Source organism: Nonomuraea sp. NPDC051941 (genome assembly GCF_044593615.1).
This window is the reverse complement of the sequence record NZ_JBIUCF010000007.1, coordinates 37,022-51,393: the sequence shown is the minus strand read 5'-3', so window position 1 is coordinate 51,393 and position 14,372 is coordinate 37,022. Positions and strand designations below refer to the sequence as shown.

Here is a 14,372-nt window from a genome sequence, read left to right as displayed (position 1 = left end):
CGAACACACGCGCATGTGGCCGGGCGCGGTGGCGGCGGCCCTGGTGGCTTGGCACGAGGCGGCCCTGGTGGGGACCGCTGATCGCCTCTTCCGCAGGTGCGAGTGCGATGAGTGCACGGGCGAGGCGCCCCGCCGGCGACTTCAACGGGCTCTCGTCGGCTTACCTCCGTGGGCCAGACCGCATCTGTATGCCTTGGTCCTACCCGTCGACCTGTACTACCTCCGCCGATCCTCACCAACGCCCGACTCCGCTTGGGCATGGTGGCAACGGCGTGAGGATCGGAGCGGGTAGAGGCGGGCATGGAGAGCGTGCTGTGGCGCCACCACGGGTGCGGTACGCGCGGTGGGGGCCTCGTCATGATCGCGGTACTGCGCTGACGGGAATCCGAATGCTCGCGGTGTGTCACGAGATGGACCGGAGCCGGCCGTGGGACCCGCGCCGGAGTCGGTCGACGGCCTCGGCCGTCTGGTCGTCGGCTGGGAGGAAGACGACGAGTTGCTGGGCCTCCGCAGGCAGTTCGAGCGTCTCGCGAAGCAGTCGAAGCTGGTGCCCGGCCGGGTGGTTGAGCCGGAGAACGCCACGTCGCGGCACCACATGACGCTTCAGGCGGCGGGTGAAGTCGGGCCCGGCGATGGGTGTGAGCTCCGCGGTGAGCCACTCGAGGTTCTCGAGGGATGGCGCCTGCCACAGGTCGAAGGCCTGCTCGTCCGCGATGTCGTCCCAGTCGACGAAGAACGTCCGGGCGCGGGGGTCGGTGAACAGGTAGCGGTTGAGGTTCGGATGGGCGGCGTCGAGCAGTCCGGTGCCGCTGGTGACCAGCTCGTAGCCGCCGGTGTGGGCGAGGACGTCGCCCAGCCGGTTGGTCACGATGGCGACGCCGGGTTCGAGGAGGCGGAGTGTCCGCAGGACGGACGGTCGCACGTGCCGGGAAGGTGGCACGGGCCGGATGTGGACGGCGCATTCGTCGCCGGTGATCTTCGCGAGGTAGCGCAGGTGGTTGCGCTCCGGAGGGCTGAGGCGCAGCGCGTCGGCGAGGGCGTTGATGACCGCCGGCGACGGATTGCGGTCGTGGCCCTGCTCGATGCGGGTCAGGTATTCGACGCTGATGCCGGCCCACGTGGCGAGGTCCAGCCGGCGCAGACCCGGTGACCGGCGGCGGCCGCGGTCCGGCAGTCCACGGGATTCCGGCTGGATGCTGTCGCGCTTGGCCCGGATGAAATTCCCCAGTGGCGTCCCCACGTCGACACGCTACCGGGCCGCCCGGCGATCGCACAGCGCGGAGGGTGTCCCTTCTGGGGCTAGCCTGAGCTCGGTCTGGCTGCCGGCCACGGTGCGGCTCGATCGTGGGGTGCATGGAGAGTACGTCGACGCGGCGTTCCGGTCAGGCGTTGCTGGTGTGGGGGCTGCTCGTGGTGGCCGCGAACCTGCGGGCGAGCTTGACCGGCGTCGGGCCGTTGCTGGATCAGGTGCAGGCCGATCTGGGCCTGGCCCCGGCCGTGGCGGGCCTGCTGAACACGCTGCCGTTGCTGACGTTCGTGGTGCTGTCCCCACTGGTGCCCCGGCTGGCCGGGCGGTGGGGAGCCGAGCAGTTGCTCGGTGCCGCGCTCGTGGTGCTGACGTTGGGGATCGCGCTCCGGTGGGTGCCGGCGGCGGTCGGTCTGTTCGGCGGAACCGTGCTGATCGGGGCGGGCATCGCCGTCGGCAACGTGCTGCTGCCGAGCCTCATAAAGCGCGATTTCCCCACCAAGGTGGGACTGCTGACCAGCGCCTATGCCACCGTGATGGGCGGCGTCGCCGCGGTGGCGTCCGGGGTGGCGGTGCCGATCAGTGAGGTCGCCCCCGGCGGTTGGTACACCGCGTTGGGTTGCTGGGTCCTGTTCGCGCTGGTGGCCGTCCTGCTGTGGCTTCCCCAGGTGCGGGCTCCGCGGCGTACCGCGCAGGCGATTCGCGGACACCGGTTGCCGTGGGGTTCCGGGCTGGCGTGGGCGGTCACGGCGTTCATGGGACTGCAGTCGCTGGGCTTCTATGTCGTCGTGACGTGGTTGCCCCAGGTTTTCCAGGACAACGGCATGAGCGCGGCCACCGCGGGATGGCTGCTGTTCCTGTTCCAGGCGGTCGCGGTGCTGACCAGCCTGGCGGTGCCCGGAGCGATGCGGCGGGCGCGTAACCAGCGCGCGCTGGCGACGATCTGCTCGGCGGTCATGCTCCTCGGCTATCTCGGACTCTTCGTGGCGCCGGGACTGGCGTTGCTGTGGAGTGTCGTCCTCGGGTTGGGCGGCGGCGCCTGCCTCGTGCTCGCGCTGGCCTTCATCAGCCTGCGCGCCCAGGACGCGAGCGTGGCGGGCGCGTTGTCGGCGATGGCGCAGTCGATCGGTTACCTGCTGGCCGCCGCGGGGCCGGTGGTTTTCGGGCTGCTGCACACGGTGAGCTCCGGCTGGCGAGCACCGATCATGTTGATGTGCGTGGCCGCCGCCGGCCAGACGGTCGTCGCGCTGGTGGCCGGTGGGGGCACGGTACGTTCAGCCGCCGGCGATTCGACAGGCCCGTAAAACTGTTTTGTCCACAACGGCGTCACCTGCGTTCTTCTCCCTGTGACCTCACCTGCGCGATCGCGGGCTATTTTTTCCGGGTTATTGACGAAATATGAACGACTAGGCACACTCTCCGCAAGCTGCCCATCGGATGGGCGCTGACGTGGAGGACGTGAGTGATGACTGATGCCGACAACGGGTTGAACGTCGACCGACGGTCCCTGCTGGCGGGCGCCGCCGGCCTTCTGGGAGCGGCGGCGCTGCCCGCGACCGCCGCGCAGGCGACGCCGACGAACGCCGCATTGAAGCGATACCCGTCGAACTGGCCCGACCTCGAGCCCTACGGCCTCGCCGACACCCGGCTCGACCTGTGGCCGCGCGAGGACAACTCCTTCATCCTCGCGCTGGAACTCCGCCCCCGTGACCAGGAGCTCGGCCGGGTCTGGATGCGCGACACCTACGTCAACTGCTTCGTGGTGAAGGGCCGTCCCGTCTACGTCGCCACCGGCACCACCCGGGCGCCAGGGACCGCGGGGCCCGCCCCGTGGAACGACGGCATCTTCGTGTGGACCTCCCCGTCCCTGCGCGGGCCGTGGAGGCTGGCCGACACCACGGGCATCCGCCCAGGCGCCGAGAAGGGCAAGGTCTGGTCGCCCGAGTTCGCCGACGAGAACCGGCCCGGACGCACAGTGGTCGCTCCGTGGCAGGAGTACTGGAACGACGACCAGTTCGGCAAGCGCGGCGACGTCTGGGCCCCCGAAGTGCACTACTTCCGCGGCAAGTGGTACATCGTCGCCTGCATGGGCGACCACTCGAAGAAGGTCGGCTCGTTCATGCTGGTGAGCGAGGGCGGGGTTGAGGGCCCGTACCGGCTGGTCCAGGGCAACTACGACAAGCCCTTCGGCGACTCCTTCATCGGCGGGCCCAGCTTCATCCTGCCCGGCGCCTACCACCACATCGACGGCAGCCTCTACACCGAGGGCGATGACGCCTGGCTGGTGCTGCACAACCACCTGTACGCGAAGTTCCGGGACGACATGGAGGACATCGTCCCGACCACCAACCTCCCGAGCTTCCAGCAGGTGCCCTACGCGCCCGAGCCGTATCTCGAAGGCGCGTACGTGTTCAAGCACGGCGGCAAGTACTTCCTGCTCCAGGCCGCCTGGAACCGATCCTCGACCAATGCCGACGGCAGCACCCGGTACGCCTACGACCCGCCCGGCGCCGGTCGCACGCAGTACCACTACGACGCGGTCGTCGCCGTCTCGGACACGTTCGAGGGACCGTACTCGAAGCGGTGGACCGTGGGTGTCGGTGCCGGCCACAACAACTTCTTCGTGGACCACGGCGGCAAGCTGTGGGCGACGTTCTTCCGCAACCCCAGATTCGGCTACTGGTCCGACCCGTCGCGCGTCGGCGACACGGCGGTGCCCGGGGTCGTACGGGTGGAATGGACGGGGCCGAAGGGCAACCGCCTGTACGTCCAGCGCCGGAACCACACGATCGACGACTGACCGGGGCTCAGGTCACCAAGCCCCTGCGGTAGGCGTAGACCACCGCCTGCACGCGGTCACGCAGGTCGAGCTTGGTGAGGATGCGCGACACGTACGTCTTGACGGTCTCCTGGCTGATCACCAGCGTCGCGGCCACCTCGCTGTTGGACAGGCCGTCGGCGATGAGGCGCAGCACCTCCAGCTCGCGTGGGGTCAGCGCGGCGTCGTCCGGCGTGTCCTCGGCGGGGCGGATCCGCGACGCGTACCTGCCGACGAGCTGCCGTGTCACCTCGGGTGCCAGCAGCGCGGCGCCGGTCGCGACGGTGCGGATGCCGTGCAGCAGCTGTGCCGGCGGGGCGTCCTTGAGCAGGAACCCGCTGGCTCCCGCGCGCAGCGCCTCGTACACGTACTCGTCCAGGTTGAACGTCGTCACCACGAGCACCTTGACGGGATCGGCCACCCCGGCGCCGGCCAGCAGGCGGGTCGCCCCGATGCCGTCGAGCACCGGCATCCGTACGTCCATCACCACGATGTCCGGGTCCAGCCGGCGGGCGAGGTCGACCGCGGCGCGGCCGTCCCCGCACTCGCCCACCACCTCCAGGTCGGGCTGCGCATCGATGATCGTCGCGAACCCGGTGCGGATCAGCGCCTGGTCGTCGCAGACCAGGACCCGGATCGGCGCGGTCACGACGCGCTCCCGGCGGGGATGCGGGCCCGTACGTCGAAGCCGCCGCCCGCGCGCTGGCCGGCGCTGAACTCGCCGCCCAGGGCGTCGACCCGGTCGCGGAGCCCGGCCAGGCCCCGCCCGCTCCCGCCGGGAGAGCGGGTGCGGGAGCCGGAGCCGTCGGTGCCGACCTCCACGGTGATCTCCTTCTCGCCGTAGCCCACGCGAACCTCGGTGTGGCTGCCGTGGGCGTACTTGAGGGCATTTGTCAGAGCTTCCTGCACGACCCTATAGGCCACGAACTCCGCGCTGCCTGCCGACTCCGCGGGCTCCCCCTCCTCGGTGAACGTCACCGGCTGCCCGGCCTGACGCGTCTGCTCCACGAGCGTGTGCAGATCGCCGGCGGACGGCGTACCGGCATCGGTGTCGTGGTCGGCCTTGAGCAGGTCGAGCAGGTGCCGCAGATCGCTGATGGCCCGCCGGCCGGTGTCGGTGACGGCGGTCAGGGTCGCGTCGAGGCGGTCGGGTGCGGCGGTCAGGTAGCGTGCCGCCTCGGCCTGTACGACCATCGCCGTCACGTGGTGGGTCACGACGTCGTGGAGTTCGCGGGCGATGCGGGTGCGTTCGGCGGCGCGGGTGGCCTCGGCGACGTGGCGGCGGCGTTCGGCCTCGGCGGCCCGGGTGGAGCGCAGCCAGGTCCCGATGCCCCACGCGAGGACCAGCGCCAGGTAGAACAGCGCGATGTCGGCCGGCGTCTCGTTCGAGCCGAGCCGGTCGAGCGCGAACATCAGCGGCGGGTACGCGGCGGAGAGCAGGATCACGGTGACGCGCCGGCCACGTTCCAGATGGGCGCCCGCGCTGATGAGCGCGATGGGCAGCGCGGTTCCGGCCAGCGCGTGATAGGCGAAGAGCTGGTCGAGGGCGAAGCCGAGCGACACCAGGACGAGACCGGCGGCCGGCCACCGCCGGCGCACGGTGAGCGGGAGACACTCGAGAGCGATCACGACGACGGCCAGCGCGTCGTAGGGGCGGGGCGGCAGGTCGCCGATCTGCGTCCCGTGGCCTTGGAACTCCGGCAGGAGTGACGCGACGGTCAGCAGCAGCGCGAACGGTAAATCCCGTACCGTGACGTCACACCGCTGCCACAGGCCCTGGACCCGGCGGAGATCGATCATCGGACGAGCCTAGCGGTCACACCGTCGCCCACGTGTCCCCCTTGCGAGCTACCTGCGAATGTCCACCATGTGGTGACGATTCCGGGACCGTCGACTCCATAGCGTTACGACGTGGCACGGCGCCTCAGCCGCCGTGTGAAGACGTCTCTCGCTGGAGGACATCATGCTCCGCACATACAAGACCGCCGTTGTGGCCGCGCTGTGCAGCACCGTGGTCGGCGCGGCGGTCGCCGGCTGCGCCGGCGACTCGCTGGACAACTGGGACCCGCTCGCCCCCACGACGCAGAAAGCCGATGCCGGCCCGATCTCCGGAACCAAGAAGATCGATGTCGCGGGCCGGTCGGTGAACGTGTCCTGTTCGGGCGACCCGGCGAAAGGCAGGCCGGTCATCATACTGATGCACGGAGGGGGTGACGGGCTGGACAAGATGGCCGCCCTCCAGAAGACGCTGGGCAAGAAGAACCGGGTCTGTTCCTACGACCGGCTCGGCGCGGGCGCGAGCGACCAGCCGGATGGCCCTCAGGACTTCGCCGGCACCGGGAAGATCCTCACCGGGGTGCTCGACCGGGTCGCCGGTGACGGCCCGGTCGTCCTGGCGGGGCACTCGCTGGGCGGGCTGATCGCCGCCAGGTACGTCCCCGACCATCAGGACAGGGTCAAAGGGCTGGTCCTGCTGGACACCACGTCGCCCACGATGGTGGACGACATCACGAAGGCGATCCCCGAGTCCGCCAAGGGTCCGGCGGCCGAGGTGCGCGCGCAGAACCTCGCGATATTCCAGGGTCAGAACCCGGAGAAGCTCGTCATCACCGACGGGAAGGTCCGCTCCGCCGGGAACATCCCGGTGGAGGTGATCCAGCATGGGAAGCAGTACCTCGCGGCCATCCCCACGTACGGACAGCGCCTGGAGCAGGCGTGGTCCGCGGGCCAGCGCAAGTGGCTCGCGGTGTCCAGCGGCAGCAAGCTGAGCACGGCCACCGGCAGCGGGCACTACATCTACCTCGACCAGCCCGATGTCGCCGTTCAGGCCATCGAGCGCGTCACCTCGCAGGTGGCTGGTGGGTAACCGGCCGGCCGAGGGCTGCGACGGTCAGTGCCTGGACGGCGCCAGATGGGCGCGCTCTCCTTGCGCGCCGAACAGGGTGAGCAGCTCCGCGGGCCGCTCGTCGGCACTGCCGATCCAGTGCGGGATGCGGGTGTCGAACTCCACGGCCTCGCCCACGCCGACCAGGAACTCCTGCTCCCCGAGCACGAACCTGACCTGTCCGTTGAGGACGTAGAACCACTCATATCCCTCGTGGGTCTGCAGCTTCATCGTGGCCGATCGGCCGGCGGGCGGATAGATCACCTTGTAGGCCTGGACACCGCCGGCGCGCCTGGTCAACGGCACCATCACCAGCCCGGATCGCCGCACCGGCCGCAGGTGGATGCGCGGGTCACCGGTGGGCGGCGCCGCGACGAGATCGTCGAGCGGTACGTCGTGCGCCCGGGCCAGCGGCAGCAGCTGCTCCAGCGTGGGGCGGAGCTTGCCGTTCTCGAGACGGGACAGCGTGCTCGCGGTGAGGCCGGTCTCGTTCGCCAGCGCCGCCAGCGTGGTGCCCCGCACCCGGCGCAGAGCACGCAGGCGCGGCCCGACTCCGGCCAGAACGTCTTCGGAGGTGTCCATGGCACCGATAATGCGGATCCGCAACTTTTCTTGCAAGTCCGCGATGACGGCGGCGATGCTGCCGGTACACCACCGGCGCTTCCGGATCACGCCGGCCGACGAAGGGCAACTCACGTGGACACCACCCGACACCGCCACCCCACCACCGACGTCTCGAGCGACCAGGACGCCGAGCTGTTCTGGGAGCGGCACTACCGCGCCCGCCGTACCTGGGACGCGCGCGTCAACCCGCTGCTGGCCGAGACCGCCGCGCCGCTGCGCCCCGGCGCCGCCCTGGATCTGGGCTGCGGCGCCGGCGGCGACGCCATCTGGCTCGCCCGGCAGAGCTGGCACGTCACCGCCGTGGACATCTCCGTCACCGCCGTCGAACGGGTCCGGGAACGCGCCCGCGAACTCGGCATCGCCGACCGGGTCGCCACCGAACAGCACGATCTGGCCCGAAGCTTCCCGGCCGGTCGGTTCGATCTCGTCTCCGCCCAGTACTTCCACACCCCGTTCCCGCTGCTCCGAAGCCAGGTCCTGCGCACCGCCGGGCAAGCCCTGCGCCCCGGCGGGCTGCTGCTGATCGTCGACCACGGCTCCACCGCGCCCTGGTCGTGGAACCAGGACCCCGACCTCCACCACCCCACACCCACCGAGATCGCCGCCGAACTCGATCTCGACCCCGCGCACTGGACCGTCCTGCGCGCCGACATGCCCCACCGCGAGGCGACCGGACCCGCCGGCCAGACGGCCACCGTCATCGACCACATCCTGCTCATCCAGCGAACCGCCGGATGACCGCCCGAACCACACCACACGACGTCACGTCGAAACGGAGCGACTCGATGCCGGCAAGCCGCGCGCAGCGATCCAAGGACACCACGCCTCCGCGGACCGGTGCCGACGAGAAGGCCACCCTGCGGGGCTTCCTCGACTACCTGCGCGACGCGGTCGCGGACAAGGTCGCGGGCGCACCCGAACCGCAGGTCCGAACCGGCGGAGTGCCCTCGGGCACCAACCTTCTCGGGCTGCTCAAGCATCTGGCGTTCGTCGAACGGTTCTACTTCCTCGGCGAGGACGTCGGCGACTGGCGCGCCACCATGCGACCGTCCGCGGAAGACACCGTCGACGGCGTGCTCGCCGACTACCGCAAGACCGTCGAGCGAGCGAACCAGGTCATCGACGCCTGCCCAGACCTGGCCCTTCCCGCCCCGCGACCCCCACGTCCGGGGCCGGCGCCATCGATGCGATGGGTCCTGGTGCACATGATCGAGGAAACCGGCCGGCACGCCGGCCACGCCGACATCCTCCGCGAGCAGATCGACGGATCCACCGGCCGCTGACGGATGCGTGGCAGGCGCCTCGGTTCTGGCGCCGAAACCCGCGTGTCACTTGGTCCAGATGGCGGCGTAACGGCCCAGTTCGGCGTTGATGTTGATCGGGTAGAAGCCCTTGGCCTTGAGTTCTTCGAACCGGCTCTGGTAGCCGGCGGCGGCGAGCCGGGGCCGCGGGCAGATCACGGGGTGGTGTCCGGTGGTGGACCGATGATCTGGTAGCCGTGGCGGGCGGCCACCTCGGCCAGCAGGCCAGGGTCGGTGTCACGGGCGGCGATGTCGGCGGCGAAATGTTCGAAGCCGGCCGGCCAGGTCAGTTGGAGCAGGCGTAGCGGAGAGTCCTGGCGGTTGGCGAAGGCGTGGGGCAGGTGGCGTGGCAGCAGGACGAAGGCGCCGGCTCCGGCCTGCCAGGTCTGGTCGCCGCAGTACAGCTGGACGGTTCCCGACAGCACATAGAACGCCTCGTCGTCGTGCTGGTGCACATGCCAGGGAGTGGCGAAGTACGGCGGGCACTCCTGCTCGATCAGGGTCAGGGCCTTGCCGGTCTCCGACTCCCCCGCCTTCACGGTCATCGTGGTGCCGAGGAACCGATGGGTGGCACCGGCCCCGGCCGGCAGGTGGAGCGCGCTCATGGCCGCCTCTGCTGGGTGTAGAGCCGGATCTCGATGCCGTCGGGGTCGATGATGCCGCCGATCAGCCATCCCACGCTGCCTTCGGCGATGCCGGAGTGCTCCACACTGAGCGCGTCCAGGTGATCGGACCAGGCGTGGAGCGCCTGCAGGGTCGGCACGGCCAACGCGACCGGATCGAACCCGCTCAACCCGGCGGCCCGCTCGGGCTCCTCACGCAGCGCGATCATGAGCGTCTGGTCCGTATCGGCCAGCGCCACGCCACGCAGCACGCCGTCCTCGACGAACTCGATCGCCACCTCGAGTCCGAGCACGCGCCGGTACCACTCCAGGCTCTTGTGCACGCTGGAGACGGGCAGCTTGACGTGGTGGAACCCGCCTAAGAGCACCATGCCTCACCCCTTTTGTAGTGCCACTCTAAGGTCATACTCTAAAGTGGTACTCTAAATCGGTGGAAGACGTCAAGACTCCGAAGCGGCGCTCGGCACAGACCAGAAGCCGGATCGTGAACGCCGCCCAAGGGCTGTTCGTCGTGCGGGGCTACGCCGGAACGACCTTCCAGCTGGTCGCCGACGCGGCCGAGGTGTCGGTGCAAACGGTGTACTTCCATTACGGGACCAAGAGCCAGCTGCTCAAGCACGTGGTCGACGTCGCCTCCGCCGGGGACGACGAGCCCGTTCCGCTCCTCCAACGACCCTGGTTCGCCGCTTTGCAAGCGGCACGGGACCCGAGGGAGGTCGTACAAGGATGGGTGCACCAGAGCGGGGTCATCCTCGACCGGGTCGCCCCCGTCCTGGCGGTGGTCCGCGACGCGGCGGCCGGCGACCCTGACATGGCCGCCCAATGGACTGCCAACAGCGAGCAGCGGCACACCGCCCACGGGCAGGTCGTCGCCATCCTGGGCCGCCTGCAGGCCCTGCGGCCCGACCTGACCGAGCACCGAGCCACCGACGTCACCGTCGGGATCCTGTCGCCGGATCTGTTTCTGGTGATGAGGCGGGAATGCGGGTGGACCACGGCGCAGTGGGAGGACTGGGCCGCCGACCAGCTCTCCCACGGCCTGCTGCGCGTCTGACGACCAGCACCGCGCCATGCGCCGGTCCGGCGTCAGCCGGATGCCCGCTCGATGATCTCCTGCTCGGTGAGTGGATCCGAGGGATGATGGCTCAGGCACTGGCTTCCTCGGATGAGCACCTCGGATATGCCGTCGCTCGCGGCGTAGAACTGCCCGGTATCCAGCCGTCCGACCCGGTCGGCGTGGCCTCCGCGGGCCCGCGCCAGCCCCTTGACCACGTCGATCTGCGTGGGGCTGTTGATCCTCCCGATGAACTGGGTCGTGGCGTTCCCCGCGATGTGGTTGTGCAGACCGCGGGGTGTCTGGGTGGCGAAGACGAGGCCGAGGCCGTACTTGCGGGCCTGTGAGGCCAAGGTCAGCGTGCTGGCCAGCGCTTCGGTCTTCGGTGTCGCCGGTACGAGGGCCTGCGCCTCGTCCATCACGTACAGGCCGTTGAGAGGGCGGCCGCGCGCCGGATTCCGTTTGATCCAGGAGAACAGGGCCATCTGGAGCTGATTGACGAACCCTGGTCTCGCCTGGTCACTGAGACCGATGAAGCTGATGACGGAGACGCGGGCCCGCTTGCCCCCGGACGGGCTGAGCAACTGCTCAGGGTCGGCCGGCTCACCGCTGCCCGCGAAGAGCGGATCGCTGATCGTCGCGGCGGTGAGGAGCTGCCCCAGTTCGGCGGCGATCTGGTCCGCGCGGTCGATCTGGCTGACCTCCAGCGGCAGGGTGGCGAGAAGGCCGAGGAATGCGGTGAAGTCGCCGCCGCCCGAGCGGGCGAAGTGACCCAACGCCTGGCGGAGGATGGCCTTCCCCTTGCGGGCCTTGGCGCTTGCCCCGTCCACGTTCGCCCGGGAGGCGAGCGCTTCGACGGCCAGGCCGAGGGCGGAGTCCAGCTCATCACGATCATCGAGCACGGGCGCGAAATCGGGGAGCGGCTGGAAAGTCAGCGGGCGTCCACGGGAACGGCCCGGGGTCCAGATCACGACCTCGGTCTCGGCGAAGTAGCGCGCTGCTTTGTCCGCGTCCTCGTCGCTCCAACCAGGAGGAGGGCTGGGCCAGGGATCGCCCAGCCGGGCTAGGTCGTTGTTGGAGTCGAGCACTATCGACGACACACCGTGCAGCGCGCACTCCTCGATGAGCCGCCGCAGGAACACGGTCTTGCCGGAGCCGGATCCGGCGAACACGGCCGTGTGGCGGGTGAGGAGGCTCAGCTTCAGTTCCAGATCGGCGCCGGTGTCCAGACGCCTGCCGACCGGGATGACCGCGGTGCGGTCGCCCGTGACCTCCGGAACGGTCCTCGCCGGGCGTTCGGATCCCGCCGTCGACGGCTGAGGCGGTACTGGAACAGGGAATGTCAGCGCGCCGAACAGGCTGCTGAGCAACTCGGTGCCGCCGGCCGGACGGCGCGCACGCAGCCAGGTCTCGAACTCCGGGTCCTCATCGGCCGCCATCTGCCGCAACGCCTCGAAGACGCGCAGGTCGTCACCCCGTACGGCAAGTGACAGCCCGCCCCATTCCTTGAGCTGTGTCAGGCAGGCTTGCGTGGCCGGCCCGTCCGACCATGCGAGATTCCGCAGCACGACGAAACACCGGTCGGGCATCTCCGGCCCCAGGCCGGACGCCGCGATGCCGTCGTTCAGCCGTTTGAGTGCTGCGATGTGGTGCGACGCGCCGATCATCCGGAATGTCCAGTGGCGCTGCTCCTCGGAGTTGGGGTCCAGCGCCTGCCGCAACCTCGCGTGCAGGCTGGGCCGGCGGCCCGGCGGCGGATCGACGGAGAAGGCCTCGCCCGCTTTGTCCTGCTCGGTGATCCAGGCGTTGAGACCTGCGGTGAGCAAGGAAGGGGCGAGTTCGTCCTCGTGTTCCGGATCGAATGCGTTGGATACGTCGGCCCGTCCGTACAAGTCGGCGAACCGCGCGTCGAGCCGGGCCAGGTTCGTCTCCGGCACAGCGGGAGCGGTCTCGGCAACAGGCGTCACCGCGGGAACCGGCTCGGCTCGATCGAAACGTTCCAGCGGACGTACTTCACCTTCCGCCCGACAGGTCGCGACATGTGCGCTGATGAGACGGAGCAGTGTCCTCGGCGTATGGCCCGGCGCTGTCGCGAACGCGGCAGGGGCGATGGGCCAGGCGGGAAAGGGAGGGGTGAAGCCCGCATGCGTGAAGGCCACGGCGAACCTTCGCTCAACCAGGTTCCGGGCAATGTCCGCGCTCGCGATCGTGGTGAGGATCAAGGAAGGCCGGAACCTGTCCTGCGCCGTGCCGATGGCCCGGTTCCTGATCAGATTCCACGACGAGGGCAGGCAGGCCACCAGGCACAACGTTCTCTGGGTGGCGTGCACCAGGGCCATGAGCCCGCTCGCGACCTCGTCGATCACGTCCTTGCGTGGCTTGGCATCGGGTGACGGCGCGACGGAGTCCGGGGTGCCGGCCGCGCGGGAGTGTTCGAGGAGCGCGTCGATCTGATCCACCGCGATGACGCTGGGGCCGGTCAGCGCGAGGATCATCGACAGCTCGACCGCGATGTCATGCGGTTTCTTGACTCCTTTGCTCAGTCCCCAGGCTGCGCGGTCGCCTTCCTCGGCCTCCTCGGTCGACATCAGGTGATCGTGGGCGACGTCGAGGGCCGGGCCCGAGGCGACGGCGTAGAGGGCGAGCGCTCGGATGGTGTCGCGGCACCGTAGCAACTGCCTGTTCTGGGCCACCAGACCGTTCACCAGAGCGTCGAGGTCTTCGCGGGTGATGCCCGTCCCGCGCTCGGCGGCTGCCCCGATCCGGCCATCGGCTCCCGCGAGAACGACCAGGGCACGCAGGGCCACCATCGCCTGGCTCGGGGCGTCCGGGCCCGCGGCCGAACGGCCGAGGTCCTCGACCATCGCGCTCATGGTCCGATGCCAGAAGTCGTCTCCGGCGCTGAAGTCCACGAGAAAGAAATAGCCGCCGGCCTGCGCGATCTTGCCTCTGACCCAGCCGAGAAGGTGAGTCTTGCCGGCGCCTCCCTCACCCTGGATCACGACGCCGAGCGGGCTGGTCCGGGAGGCCGCGGACGCCTCGTCGATACCGTCGAGGATCAGCTGTTCCGCCCGCGGATGCATCCCGTCGATGTGGAAGGGTGGCGGGTTCCAGGCATGCTCGGCCGTGGTCGCCCAGTTGAGGACCCTGGAGATCGCGCGTAGTGCCCGTTCCTCGGTCTCGTTCATCGCGCCTCGATCGCCAGCAGATGCTTGCTCACACCGCCTACGACGACGGCCGATTCCCTGTCCTCGTCGGTCAGGGTCTTCTGGTCCGCCTCCGGTACGAGATGGACGTCCGGAAGTCGTTCCAGTTGCCGCAGCGCCTCGTCGACCTCCTCCCGGGGGACATCTCCCAACTGTGCGCGCAGATGTGTCAGGAGCACCCAGTCCTGTGGTTCGCGAGCCAGGTGCCAGTAGGCGTCGCGGATCGCCTTGGTCGGATCGTCCGGAGCCGGGGCCCCGCCTTCGCGGGCCTTGACGACGAACTCGGCCAGGCTCAGATCCGCGGCGTCGAGGTAACCCTTGATCATGCGGAGGACGCCGTAAAGGGTGCGGCCGAGCGATCCTCCGCGTTCCGGAGCCGAGCCTTCCAGCTCTGTCACGCACCAGGCCCAACCGTCCTCGGTGAGCGTGTGGTGGTAGGACCTGCCCGGCTTCTCGCTTGTGACGAGACCGAGCTTGTTCACCCGGCGCCGGGGCTCTCCGTCGAGCGTGTCCCCGACATGGGCTCGCAGCTCCGGATTGGACGCCGTCCCGCCGAGCGTCATCAGCCCCAGGAGCAAGGCCCGCTCCCGGGTTCCGAAGGCGGTGTTCTTCATGA

General features: G+C 69.7%; 15 protein-coding genes. 6 read left to right on the top strand and 9 right to left on the bottom strand.

Annotated features, from left to right (window positions below):
* Window positions 1-403 precede the first annotated feature (403 nt).
* Window positions 404-1,240 (bottom strand): helix-turn-helix domain-containing protein, encoded by an 837-nt coding sequence (locus ACIHFD_RS14555; RefSeq protein WP_397367266.1) that lies wholly within the window; start codon window positions 1,238-1,240, stop codon window positions 404-406.
* 113 nt (window positions 1,241-1,353) lie between these two features.
* Here ACIHFD_RS14555 and ACIHFD_RS14550 point away from each other — a divergent pair, with 113 nt between their 5' ends.
* The gene (locus ACIHFD_RS14550) at window positions 1,354-2,550 is read left to right on the top strand and encodes a CynX/NimT family MFS transporter (RefSeq protein ID WP_397367265.1); all 1,197 of its coding nucleotides are present in this window, start codon (window positions 1,354-1,356) and stop codon (window positions 2,548-2,550) included.
* A 161-nt stretch (window positions 2,551-2,711) separates the two neighbouring features.
* A complete protein-coding gene (locus ACIHFD_RS14545; protein WP_397367264.1) occupies window positions 2,712-4,046 on the top strand; it encodes a family 43 glycosylhydrolase in 1,335 nt (444 codons plus the stop codon).
* 7 nt (window positions 4,047-4,053) lie between these two features.
* On the opposite strand, the gene ACIHFD_RS14540 is transcribed toward ACIHFD_RS14545, so the two are convergent.
* Entirely contained in the window at window positions 4,054-4,713 is a 660-nt protein-coding gene (locus ACIHFD_RS14540) for a response regulator transcription factor (RefSeq protein WP_350731846.1), read from the bottom strand.
* Window positions 4,710-5,864, bottom strand: a complete 1,155-nt coding sequence (locus ACIHFD_RS14535; protein ID WP_397367263.1) for a sensor histidine kinase — start codon at window positions 5,862-5,864, stop codon at window positions 4,710-4,712. The genes ACIHFD_RS14540 and ACIHFD_RS14535 overlap by 4 nt, the downstream gene beginning before the upstream one ends.
* Window positions 5,865-6,027: 163 nt before the next feature.
* On the opposite strand from ACIHFD_RS14535, the gene ACIHFD_RS14530 reads away from it, so the two are divergent.
* Window positions 6,028-6,930 (top strand): alpha/beta fold hydrolase, encoded by a 903-nt coding sequence (locus ACIHFD_RS14530; protein WP_397367262.1) that lies wholly within the window; start codon window positions 6,028-6,030, stop codon window positions 6,928-6,930.
* A 24-nt stretch (window positions 6,931-6,954) separates the two neighbouring features.
* Here the strand turns inward: ACIHFD_RS14530 and ACIHFD_RS14525 are convergent, their stop codons facing one another.
* Window positions 6,955-7,530, bottom strand: a complete 576-nt coding sequence (locus ACIHFD_RS14525; protein WP_397367261.1) for a helix-turn-helix domain-containing protein — start codon at window positions 7,528-7,530, stop codon at window positions 6,955-6,957.
* Window positions 7,531-7,644: 114 nt separating this feature from the next.
* Between ACIHFD_RS14525 and ACIHFD_RS14520 the strand changes: the two genes are divergently transcribed.
* Window positions 7,645-8,310, top strand: coding sequence for a class I SAM-dependent methyltransferase (locus ACIHFD_RS14520; RefSeq protein WP_397367260.1), 666 nt, complete (start codon window positions 7,645-7,647; stop codon window positions 8,308-8,310).
* A 47-nt stretch (window positions 8,311-8,357) separates the two neighbouring features.
* Window positions 8,358-8,855 carry a DinB family protein gene (locus tag ACIHFD_RS14515; RefSeq protein ID WP_397367259.1) on the top strand — a complete coding sequence of 166 codons (498 nt, stop codon included), beginning with the start codon at window positions 8,358-8,360 and terminating at the stop codon, window positions 8,853-8,855.
* A 45-nt stretch (window positions 8,856-8,900) separates the two neighbouring features.
* On the opposite strand, the gene ACIHFD_RS14510 is transcribed toward ACIHFD_RS14515, so the two are convergent.
* From ACIHFD_RS14510 to ACIHFD_RS14500, 3 genes are read right to left on the bottom strand one after another with little or no spacing between them, the layout of a single operon-like run.
* Complete coding sequence (locus ACIHFD_RS14510; RefSeq protein ID WP_397367258.1) at window positions 8,901-9,032, bottom strand: hypothetical protein; 132 nt, start codon at window positions 9,030-9,032, stop codon at window positions 8,901-8,903.
* On the bottom strand, window positions 9,029-9,478 hold the full coding sequence (locus ACIHFD_RS14505) for a cupin domain-containing protein (protein WP_397367257.1): 450 nt from the start codon (window positions 9,476-9,478) through the stop codon (window positions 9,029-9,031). The genes ACIHFD_RS14510 and ACIHFD_RS14505 overlap by 4 nt, the downstream gene beginning before the upstream one ends.
* Window positions 9,475-9,867, bottom strand: a complete 393-nt coding sequence (locus ACIHFD_RS14500; RefSeq protein WP_350731858.1) for a VOC family protein — start codon at window positions 9,865-9,867, stop codon at window positions 9,475-9,477. The genes ACIHFD_RS14505 and ACIHFD_RS14500 overlap by 4 nt, the downstream gene beginning before the upstream one ends.
* Before the next feature lie 59 nt (window positions 9,868-9,926).
* Between ACIHFD_RS14500 and ACIHFD_RS14495 the strand changes: the two genes are divergently transcribed.
* Window positions 9,927-10,550: a TetR/AcrR family transcriptional regulator gene (locus ACIHFD_RS14495; protein WP_397367256.1), complete on the top strand. Its 624-nt coding sequence runs from the start codon at window positions 9,927-9,929 to the stop codon at window positions 10,548-10,550.
* A 32-nt stretch (window positions 10,551-10,582) separates the two neighbouring features.
* Here ACIHFD_RS14495 and ACIHFD_RS14490 read toward each other — a convergent pair whose 3' ends face one another.
* Window positions 10,583-13,738 (bottom strand): ATP-binding protein, encoded by a 3,156-nt coding sequence (locus ACIHFD_RS14490; protein ID WP_397367254.1) that lies wholly within the window; start codon window positions 13,736-13,738, stop codon window positions 10,583-10,585.
* Window positions 13,735-14,370, bottom strand: a complete 636-nt coding sequence (locus ACIHFD_RS14485; protein WP_397367253.1) for a hypothetical protein — start codon at window positions 14,368-14,370, stop codon at window positions 13,735-13,737. The genes ACIHFD_RS14490 and ACIHFD_RS14485 overlap by 4 nt, the downstream gene beginning before the upstream one ends.
* Window positions 14,371-14,372: the final 2 nt, after the last annotated feature.

Coding starts and splice junctions, on each gene's coding strand:
- ACIHFD_RS14505 (WP_397367257.1), bottom strand. CDS start 9,478: ATGAGCGCGCTCCACCTGCCGGCCGGGGCCGGTGCCACCCATCGGTTC.
- ACIHFD_RS14530 (WP_397367262.1), top strand. CDS start 6,028: ATGCTCCGCACATACAAGACCGCCGTTGTGGCCGCGCTGTGCAGCACC.
- ACIHFD_RS14490 (WP_397367254.1), bottom strand. CDS start 13,738: ATGAACGAGACCGAGGAACGGGCACTACGCGCGATCTCCAGGGTCCTC.
- ACIHFD_RS14515 (WP_397367259.1), top strand. CDS start 8,358: ATGCCGGCAAGCCGCGCGCAGCGATCCAAGGACACCACGCCTCCGCGG.
- ACIHFD_RS14535 (WP_397367263.1), bottom strand. CDS start 5,864: ATGATCGATCTCCGCCGGGTCCAGGGCCTGTGGCAGCGGTGTGACGTC.
- ACIHFD_RS14485 (WP_397367253.1), bottom strand. CDS start 14,370: ATGAAGAACACCGCCTTCGGAACCCGGGAGCGGGCCTTGCTCCTGGGG.
- ACIHFD_RS14500 (WP_350731858.1), bottom strand. CDS start 9,867: ATGGTGCTCTTAGGCGGGTTCCACCACGTCAAGCTGCCCGTCTCCAGC.
- ACIHFD_RS14525 (WP_397367261.1), bottom strand. CDS start 7,530: ATGGACACCTCCGAAGACGTTCTGGCCGGAGTCGGGCCGCGCCTGCGT.
- ACIHFD_RS14550 (WP_397367265.1), top strand. CDS start 1,354: ATGGAGAGTACGTCGACGCGGCGTTCCGGTCAGGCGTTGCTGGTGTGG.
- ACIHFD_RS14545 (WP_397367264.1), top strand. CDS start 2,712: ATGACTGATGCCGACAACGGGTTGAACGTCGACCGACGGTCCCTGCTG.